Genomic DNA, 8043 nt, shown 5'->3' with positions numbered 1-8043 from the left:
GACTGTGAACCCAGTTCTCCTGGCTCCAAAGCTGGGCTCTGACCACCAAGCGGGCGCCGCCGCCCCCCCCCCACCCCAGATTGGGCCGGGGGGGCCCCGCCACCGCTGGGGTGCGGCGCCTTTCTGTTGCGGCACGAAGGCCGCGTTGACTCCGGTCGTCGGGGCCACCATGTTGCCGCCCCAAATCTGCCAAAGGTCGCCCCATGCCCGTCGTCGTCGTCGAATCTCCGGCCAAGGCCAAGACAATCAACAAGTATCTGGGCGACGACTACACCGTTCTCGCGTCCTTCGGCCATGTCCGCGACCTGCCGCCCAAGGACGGGTCCGTCGATACCGACGCCGATTTCGCGATGAAATGGGAAGTGGCGGCGGATTCGAAGAAGCACGTCAAGGCGATCAGGGACGCGCTGGCGTCCGACCCCAACCTGATCCTCGCCACCGACCCCGACCGCGAGGGCGAGGCGATTTCCTGGCACCTGCGCGAGGCCCTTGCCCCCGTGCTGAAGAAGGGCGCGCAGGTCAGCCGCGTCACCTTCAATGCGATCACGAAGAACGCCGTGACCGAGGCGATGGCGAACCCGCGCGAGATCGACCAGCCGCTGGTGGACGCCTATCTCGCGCGCCGGGCGCTGGACTATCTCGTGGGCTTCAACCTGTCGCCGGTGCTGTGGCGCAAGCTGCCCGGCGCCAAGTCCGCGGGCCGCGTCCAGTCAGTCGCCCTGCGGATCATCGTCGACCGCGAGATGGAGATCGAGGCCTTCCGCGCCCGTGAATACTGGACGGTCCACGCCACGCTGGCGACGCCACGCGGCGAGGAATACCGCGCCACGCTTGTGACCTATGCGGGCAAGAAGCTGGAACGCTACGACCTTGCCAACGCGGAAGCCGCCAAGCTGGCGGTGACGGCCGTGGAAAGCCGCGACCTGACCGTGACCTCGATCATGTCGAAGCCCGCCAGCCGCAACCCTTGGCCGCCCTTCATGACCTCGACCCTGCAGCAAGAGGCGAGCCGCAAGCTAGGCCTCGGTGCCCGCGCCTGCATGTCGGCGGCGCAAAGGCTCTATGAGGCGGGCCATATCACCTACATGCGGACCGACGGCATCGACATGGCGCCCGAGGCGGTGATGGCCGCCCGCGACGCGATCAAGGCGCGCTTTGGCGCGGAATACGTCCCCAAGTCGCCGCGGATGTACAAGAACAAGGCCAAGAACGCGCAGGAAGCGCATGAATGCATCCGGCCGACCGACATGATGCTGTCCCCCGACAGGCTGAATGTCGAGCCCGAGCAGAGGAAGCTCTACGACCTGATCTGGAAGCGCACGCTCGCGTCCCAGATGGAGGCCGCGCGGATGGAGCGGACCACCGTCGAGATCGCCAGCGCCGACGGGCAGGTGGGCCTGCGCGCGACGGGGCAGGTGATGCTGTTCGACGGCTTCCTGCGCGTCTACGACCAGGGAACCGACGACGACGAGGGCGAGGACAGCGCCCGCCTGCCGCAGATCGCGCAGGGCGAGCCCGCCGCCAAGCGCGGCGTGGTGCCGGAACAGCATTTCACCCAGCCGCCCCCCCGCTACACCGAGGCCACGCTTGTGAAGCGGATGGAGGAACTGGGCATCGGCCGGCCGTCCACCTATGCCTCGATCGTCACGACCATTCAGGACCGCGAATATGTCCGCAAGGACAAGAACCGCCTGATCCCCGAGGACAAGGGCCGGCTGGTGACGGCCTTCCTGACCCGGTACTTCCCCCGCTACGTCAGCTACGACTTCACCGCGGACCTGGAAGGCGAACTCGACGACATCTCCTCGGGCGAGAGGGAATACCGCGAGGTCCTGCGCCGCTTCTGGCGCGACTTCACCGCCGCGTTGGAAGGGACGAGCGAACTCCGCATCACCGAGGTGCTGGAGGCGATCGACGAGGCGCTGGCCCCGCATCTTTACCCGGCGCGCGCCGACGGGGGCGATCCGAGGGAATGCCCGCTGTGCGGCAAGGGGCGGCTGAACCTCAAGACCGCGCGCTCGGGCGGGGCCTTCATCGGTTGCAACAACTATCCCGAATGCCGCTACACCCGCCCGATCTCGGGCGCGGAAGGCGAGGCGGTGGGCGACACCGTTCTGGGCCTCGACCCCGAGGGCGTAGAGATCAGCCTGAAGAACGGCCGCTTCGGCCCCTATGTCCAGCGCGGCGAGGCGACGGCGGAACAGCCCAAGCCCCCGCGCGCGTCCATCCCCAAGGGCTGGGACGCAGGCTCGATGGATCTGGAAAAGGCGCTGATGCTCTTGGACCTGCCGCGCGAGATCGGGCCGCATCCCGAGGATGGCGTGACCATTGAGGTCGGGATTGGCCGCTACGGGCCTTACGTCAAGCACGGGTCTCGCTATGCGAATCTGCCCGAGGTGGACGAGGTCTTCACCATCGGCATGAACCGCGCGGTCGAGGTGCTGGCGTCGAAGCCCCAGCGCGGGCGGGCGGCTGCTGCCGTCCCCTTGGCGGAATTGGGTGAGCATCCCGAGGGCGGTGCGGTGCAGGTCCTGAGCGGCCGCTTCGGCCCTTACGTGAAATGGGGCAAGGTCAATGCCACCCTGCCGCGCGACATGGCGCCTGAATCCGTGACGATGGAACAGGCGCTGGAACTGATCGCCGCCAAGGCATCGAAGGGCGGCAGGAAGCCTGCGCCGAAGAAAGCCGCCAAGGAGCCCGCGAAACCCGCCCGCAAGCCCGCCGCGAAGAAGCCGGCTGCGTCGAAGACCGCAAAGCCGGCGGCGAAAGCGACGGCGCGGAAGACCGTCAAGGCGGATGCTGCGTCAAAACCGGCCAAGACCTGAGCCCGGCCCGCATGAAGCCGCCCTTGTGGAAATGCGATCCGCCGCCTGGGGCGGACGTGCCCTCGTCACGGTCGCATGGCCCCCCCCCTGCGCCTTTTGCGGCGCGCCCCATGCAAGGAACCCTGCCCATGCAGAACCTCATCCTTTCCCTGGCGCTGGCAGGTCCGCTTGCCGCGACGACCCTGGCGCCCGCCGGGGCGCATGACGCGGCCGACCGCATCCTGCCCGTCCACTATGTCTGCGAGGACGGCCTGACGATGGAGGTCGTCTTCCTCAACACCGCGGGCGGCAACAGCTATGCCTTTGTTCTGGCCGACGGCGAGATGACCCCGATGCGGGTCGCCGTCTCGGCCTCGGGCGCGCGCTACCTGTCGCTTGAAAAGCAGCCCACCCGCCAGTTCTGGGAAGCAAAGGGCCGCGCCGATCTGTGGGCGCTGGAGGGTCAGGCAGAAACGCCGCTGCGCACCGGCTGCGCACCCACCGGGGAAGGCGAGGCAGCCCCTCGTTGACACCTGCAGCCCCCCCGTGCAGAACCGCATGAACGGTTTGCACGGGGGGACCATGCGCAAGGTTTACGATAGCGCGGATGCCGCGCTGGAAGGGGTGCTGCGGGACGGGATCACCATCGCCGCCGGGGGCTTCGGCCTTTGCGGCATTCCCGAACTGCTGATCGCCGCGATCCACAAGTCCGGCGTCAAGGAACTGACGGTCGCGTCCAACAACTGCGGCGTGGACGGCTTCGGCCTGGGCATCCTGCTGGACAGCAAGCAGATCAGGAAGATGCAATCCTCGTATGTCGGCGAGAATGCCGAGTTCATGCGCCAGTATCTGTCGGGCGAGTTGGAGCTTGAGTTCAACCCGCAAGGGACGCTGGCCGAGCGGATGCGCGCCGGCGGCGCGGGCATCCCCGGCTTCTATACGAAAACCGGCGTCGGTACTGTCATCGCCGATGGAAAAGAGGTCAAGACCTTCGACGGCGAGGACTATATCCTCGAACGCGGGATCGTCACCGACCTCGCCATCGTCAAGGCCTGGAAGGCCGACGAGACCGGCAACCTCGTGTTCCGCAAGACCGCACGCAACTTCAACGTGCCCGCCGCCACCTGCGGCCGGGTCTGCGTCGCCGAGGTCGAGGAGATCGTCCCCGCCGGTTCGCTGGACCCCGACTGCATCCACCTGCCCGGCATCTACGTCCACCGCATCATCCAGGGCGAGCACGAGAAGCGCATCGAGCAGCGCACCACCCGCAAGCGCCCCGATCAGAACACCGCGCCCGCCGCGCAAGGGGAGGAAGCCTGATGCCCATCGAAGCAAAAGGTTGGGACCGCAACCAGATGGCCGCCCGCGCCGCGCAGGAGCTTGAGGACGGGATGTATGTCAACCTCGGCATCGGCATCCCGACGCTGGTGTCGAACTACATCCCCGAGGGCGTGCACGTCACGCTGCAGTCGGAAAACGGGATGCTGGGCATGGGGCCGTTCCCCTATGAGGGCGAGGAGGACCCCGACCTCATCAACGCCGGCAAGCAGACGATCACCGAACTGCCGCATTCGGCCTATTTCGACAGCGCGCAAAGCTTCGCGATGATCCGCGGCGGCAAGATCGCCATGGCGATCCTGGGCGCGATGGAGGTCGCGGAAAACGGCGATCTCGCGAACTGGATGATCCCCGGCAAGCTGGTCAAGGGCATGGGCGGGGCGATGGACCTGGTCGCGGGCGTCAAGCGCGTAGTCGTGGTCATGGACCACACCAACAAGGCGGGCGAATCCAAGGTGCTGCAAAGCTGCACCCTGCCGCTGACCGGCAAGGACGTGGTGGACCGCATCATCACCAACCTGGGCGTGCTGGACGTGGTGCCGGGCGGGCTTTCCATCGTGGAACTGGCCGACGGCGTGACCGAGGAGGAACTCCGCGCCGCGACCGAGGCCACGATTGTCAACTGACCGGCGGCTCTGCCGGACAACCTCCAGCCGGGCCGCCGATGCGGCCCGCTGAAACGGCGAAGCTCTCTGCCGAACGGATCGCCGCGCTTTTCACCGGCCCCGATGACGCCTTCCTGTGCGCCCGCTGGGTCCGCCCGGTCGCGCCGGTGGTCTTCGGCCTCGACGATGCCTCGCTGTCCGTCTTCCGCGCCGCGACCGCCGCCGTCTTCGCCCATGCGCGCCACCCGCTGACCGACACCGACCCGGACATGGGCGCGAACCTGATGGTCTTCGCCCTCCGCGACTGGGAGGATCTGGCGGACCTGCCCGACCTCGATCGCCTGACCGGGATGGAGGGCCTGCCGGACCGGCTGGCCGGGCAGGGTGCCGACCAGTATCGGCTGTTCCGCTTCGACCCGGACGGCAGCATCCGCGCCGCCTTCGCCTTTCTGCGCCTCGGCGGCGCGCTGGGTCAGGCGCATCCCGCGCAACTGGCCGAGGCCGCCGCCGTCAACGCCCTGCTGACCTGGGCGCATCCGGTCACGCCTTCCCAGCCGTTGGCCGCGCTGATCCGCGCGGCCTATGACCCGCTGCTGCCCGCCTGCGCCCGCGACCCCAGCCACGCCCTGCGGCTGGCGGCACGGCTTCAGGCTTCTTCTTCGTAGAAATATCCCGGGGGAGCCGTCCACCAGGACGGCGGGGGCAGCGCCCCCACGTCCTTTGCCAAGGTTCCCTTCCGTCGCCCGGCGTGCTTGACCCTTGCGCGAACCGGCAAGGACCACCGCCATGACCCACCGCTTCCCCGTCCGCGTCTATTACGAGGATACCGACCTCGGGCAGGTCGTCTATTACGCCAACTACCTCAAGTTCATCGAGCGCGGCCGCAGCGAATGGCTGCGCGCCGCCGGCGTGGACCAGCGGCAGTTGCTTGAACAGCATGACCTCGCCTTTGTCGTCCGCCGGGTCGAGGCCGACTACCTGCGCCCCGCCCGCTTCGACGACCGGCTCGACGTCATCACTTCTCTGGACCATGCCGGCGGCCCGAAGGTGGTCGTGGCCCAGTCCGTCGAACGGGATGGCACGGTGCTGTTCACCGCCCGCGTCACCGTCGTCTGCGTGGACAGGCGGACGATGCGGCCTCATCGCCTGCCGCCCGGGGTCGCCGCGGCCCTGTCCGGCTGAAACGGTCGCCCGCGGCGCACAGAACTGTGTTGCCGGTTTGTGTGGCCTTCACCGGCAGGATAAGGGAAAACGCGCGCAACCACGGCAGGACAGGCTTCATGGAAAACCTTGCAATCGGCGCCCCGACCGACTTTTCGCTGATCGCGCTGTTCCTGCGCGCGGGCCTGACCGTCAAGATCGTGATGGTGCTGCTGGTGCTGGCCTCGGTCTGGTCCTGGACGCTGATCGTCCAGAAGCTGATGGTCCAGACCGCCGCCCGCCGCGACAGCGCCAGCTTCGACCGCCGCTTCTGGTCGGGCGAGCCGCTGGACGACGTCTTCGACCGCATGAACGGGCGCACGCGCGGCCCGGCCGAGCGGATATTCTCGGCCGGGATGGGCGAATGGCGGCGCTCGCAGACGGATGACGGCGGACTGATCCCCGGCGTCCTGCAGCGGGTGGACCGGGCCATGAACGTGGCCATCGGGCGCGAAAGCGACCGCATGACGCGCGGGTTGCCGGTGCTGGCCTCCATCGGCTCGACCGCGCCCTTCATCGGGCTCTTCGGCACCGTCTGGGGCATCAAGACCGCCTTCGAGGGCATCGCGCTGAGCCAGGACACCAGCCTCGCCGTCGTCGCCCCCGGCATCGCCGAGGCGCTGGTCGCGACCGCGCTGGGCCTTCTGGCCGCGATCCCGGCGGTGATCTTCTACAACAAGCTGTCCAGCGACGCGAACCGCATCAGCGGCGGGCACGAGGCCTTTGCGGATGAATTCGCCACCATCCTGTCGCGCCAGACCGAGGCCGGCTGATGGCGGGCGGTCTTCCGCGCCGTGGCGCCGGCCGGCGGGGCCGCGACCGCCTGGCGCCCATGGCGGAAATCAACGTCACGCCCTTCGTGGACGTGATGCTGGTGCTGCTGATCATCTTCATGGTCGCAGCCCCCCTGCTGACCGTGGGCGTGCCCCTGCAACTGCCGCAGACGGCCGCCGAGGCCGTGACGGCGGAACCCGAGGAGCCGCTGACCGTCTCGTTGCCCGCCGAGGGGCCGATGGTCCTGATGACCACCGAGGTGCCCGAGGGTGAGCTGATCCCCCGCCTGCGGGCCGTCGCCGCCGAACGCCAGTCGAGCCGCATCTACCTGCGCGCCGACGGGGCCGTGGCCTATGCCCGGGTGATGGAGGTCATGGGCGCGCTGAACGCGGCTGGTTTCCGCGACATCGTGCTGGTCACCGACTCGGGCGGCCCGCGGATGGATGGCTGACCCGTTCCCCCCCAACGAGGCGCGCGAGCGCCGGATCGGCGCCTGGATCTCGGGCGCGGCGCATGCGGCCCTGATCGGCTGGGTGGCGGTCAGCGGCGCCCTGTTCCGCGCGCCCCAGGCGCCCGCCCTGCGGATGTCGCCGGTCGAGACCATCTCCGCCGTCGAGTTCGAGGCGATGGCCGCCGCCGCCCGCGGCTCGGGTCCGATCGGACAGGAGGCCGCGGCCATCCCCGCCCAGCCCCGCCCGCCCTCGGACGAGGTGATCGCCGGCGGCCCCGTGGCGATGGCCCCGCCCGCGCCGGATGCCGATCCGCAGGCGCTGCCCGCGCCCGAGTTCGCCGGCGAGGCCGCGCCGAACCTGTCCGACCTGCAGGTGCCGCAATCTCCTGTCACCGTGGCGACCGTCGCGCCGATGCCGCAGCAGCCCGCCAGCCCGCAGGACGAGGGCGCGCCGGGCGATCTGCCCGCGGCGCTGGACCTGCCGCCCGCGCTGCCCCGGGTCGCGGCGGCACGGCCGCTGCCCTCGCCCAATGCGGAAGGCGCCGCGCCCGAAGCCCTGCCGCCGCCGCCGGTCCTGTCGACCTCCGAAGCGCCCTTCGACGTGGCCGCCGCCCGCCAGCGCCGCGCCGACCGCATTGCCGCCGCCGAAGCGCAGGCCCTTGCAGCAGCGCAGGCCGCCGAAGCGGCCCGGCAGGCGGAAGCCGCCCGCCAGCAGGCCGCCGCCGAGGCGGAGCGCCGCGCCGCCGCCGCCGAGGCCGCCCGGGTTGCCGCCGAAGCCGCCGCCCGCGCCGAGGCGGAACGTGCCGCAGCCGAGGCCGCTGCCGCCGAGGACGCCCGCCGCGCCGAGGCCGAGGCCCGCGCCGCCGCCGAA

At 69.7% G+C, this 8043-nt stretch carries 8 protein-coding genes and 1 pseudogene; all 9 read left to right on the top strand.

All coding sequences use genetic code 11. The features are described from left to right. The first annotated feature begins 203 nt into the window (after window positions 1-203). Window positions 204-2825 carry a type I DNA topoisomerase gene (gene topA / locus Q4F04_RS06650; protein WP_303369052.1) on the top strand — a complete coding sequence of 874 codons (2622 nt, stop codon included), beginning with the start codon at window positions 204-206 and terminating at the stop codon, window positions 2823-2825. A gap of 128 nt (window positions 2826-2953) precedes the next feature. Further along, complete coding sequence (locus Q4F04_RS06645; protein WP_303369051.1) at window positions 2954-3334, top strand: MliC family protein; 381 nt, start codon at window positions 2954-2956, stop codon at window positions 3332-3334. A 52-nt stretch (window positions 3335-3386) separates the two neighbouring features. After that, window positions 3387-4124: a CoA transferase subunit A gene (locus tag Q4F04_RS06640; RefSeq protein WP_303369050.1), complete on the top strand. Its 738-nt coding sequence runs from the start codon at window positions 3387-3389 to the stop codon at window positions 4122-4124. Further along, window positions 4124-4768 (top strand): CoA transferase subunit B, encoded by a 645-nt coding sequence (locus tag Q4F04_RS06635; protein ID WP_303369049.1) that lies wholly within the window; start codon window positions 4124-4126, stop codon window positions 4766-4768. The genes Q4F04_RS06640 and Q4F04_RS06635 overlap by 1 nt, the downstream gene beginning before the upstream one ends. Window positions 4769-4806: 38 nt before the next feature. After that, window positions 4807-5412 carry a hypothetical protein gene (locus Q4F04_RS06630; RefSeq protein ID WP_303369048.1) on the top strand — a complete coding sequence of 202 codons (606 nt, stop codon included), beginning with the start codon at window positions 4807-4809 and terminating at the stop codon, window positions 5410-5412. 121 nt (window positions 5413-5533) lie between these two features. Then, entirely contained in the window at window positions 5534-5929 is a 396-nt protein-coding gene (gene ybgC / locus Q4F04_RS06625) for a tol-pal system-associated acyl-CoA thioesterase (RefSeq protein WP_303369047.1), read from the top strand. A 98-nt stretch (window positions 5930-6027) separates the two neighbouring features. Next, window positions 6028-6720, top strand: coding sequence for a protein TolQ (gene tolQ, locus Q4F04_RS06620; RefSeq protein WP_303369046.1), 693 nt, complete (start codon window positions 6028-6030; stop codon window positions 6718-6720). Beyond that, the gene (locus Q4F04_RS06615) at window positions 6720-7172 is read left to right on the top strand and encodes an ExbD/TolR family protein (protein WP_303369045.1); all 453 of its coding nucleotides are present in this window, start codon (window positions 6720-6722) and stop codon (window positions 7170-7172) included. The genes tolQ and Q4F04_RS06615 overlap by 1 nt, the downstream gene beginning before the upstream one ends. Then, window positions 7165-8043: pseudogene (locus Q4F04_RS06610) on the top strand (protein TolA); the annotation flags it as partial. The gene Q4F04_RS06615 and the pseudogene Q4F04_RS06610, both read left to right, overlap by 8 nt.

Source organism: Paracoccus sp. (in: a-proteobacteria), from assembly GCF_030536915.1.
Classification (GTDB): Bacteria; Pseudomonadota; Alphaproteobacteria; order Rhodobacterales; family Rhodobacteraceae; genus Paracoccus.
The sequence above is the reverse complement of the archived record's forward strand: the minus strand, read 5'-3'. Positions and strand labels throughout refer to the sequence as shown.

Bases quoted from the DNA above. Each gene is read 5' to 3' on its own strand.
- topA (WP_303369052.1), top strand. From the start codon at position 204: ATGCCCGTCGTCGTCGTCGAATCTCCGGCCAAGGCCAAGACAATCAAC.
- Q4F04_RS06645 (WP_303369051.1), top strand. From the start codon at position 2,954: ATGCAGAACCTCATCCTTTCCCTGGCGCTGGCAGGTCCGCTTGCCGCG.
- Q4F04_RS06640 (WP_303369050.1), top strand. From the start codon at position 3,387: ATGCGCAAGGTTTACGATAGCGCGGATGCCGCGCTGGAAGGGGTGCTG.
- Q4F04_RS06635 (WP_303369049.1), top strand. From the start codon at position 4,124: ATGCCCATCGAAGCAAAAGGTTGGGACCGCAACCAGATGGCCGCCCGC.
- Q4F04_RS06630 (WP_303369048.1), top strand. From the start codon at position 4,807: ATGCGGCCCGCTGAAACGGCGAAGCTCTCTGCCGAACGGATCGCCGCG.
- ybgC (WP_303369047.1), top strand. From the start codon at position 5,534: ATGACCCACCGCTTCCCCGTCCGCGTCTATTACGAGGATACCGACCTC.
- tolQ (WP_303369046.1), top strand. From the start codon at position 6,028: ATGGAAAACCTTGCAATCGGCGCCCCGACCGACTTTTCGCTGATCGCG.
- Q4F04_RS06615 (WP_303369045.1), top strand. From the start codon at position 6,720: ATGGCGGGCGGTCTTCCGCGCCGTGGCGCCGGCCGGCGGGGCCGCGAC.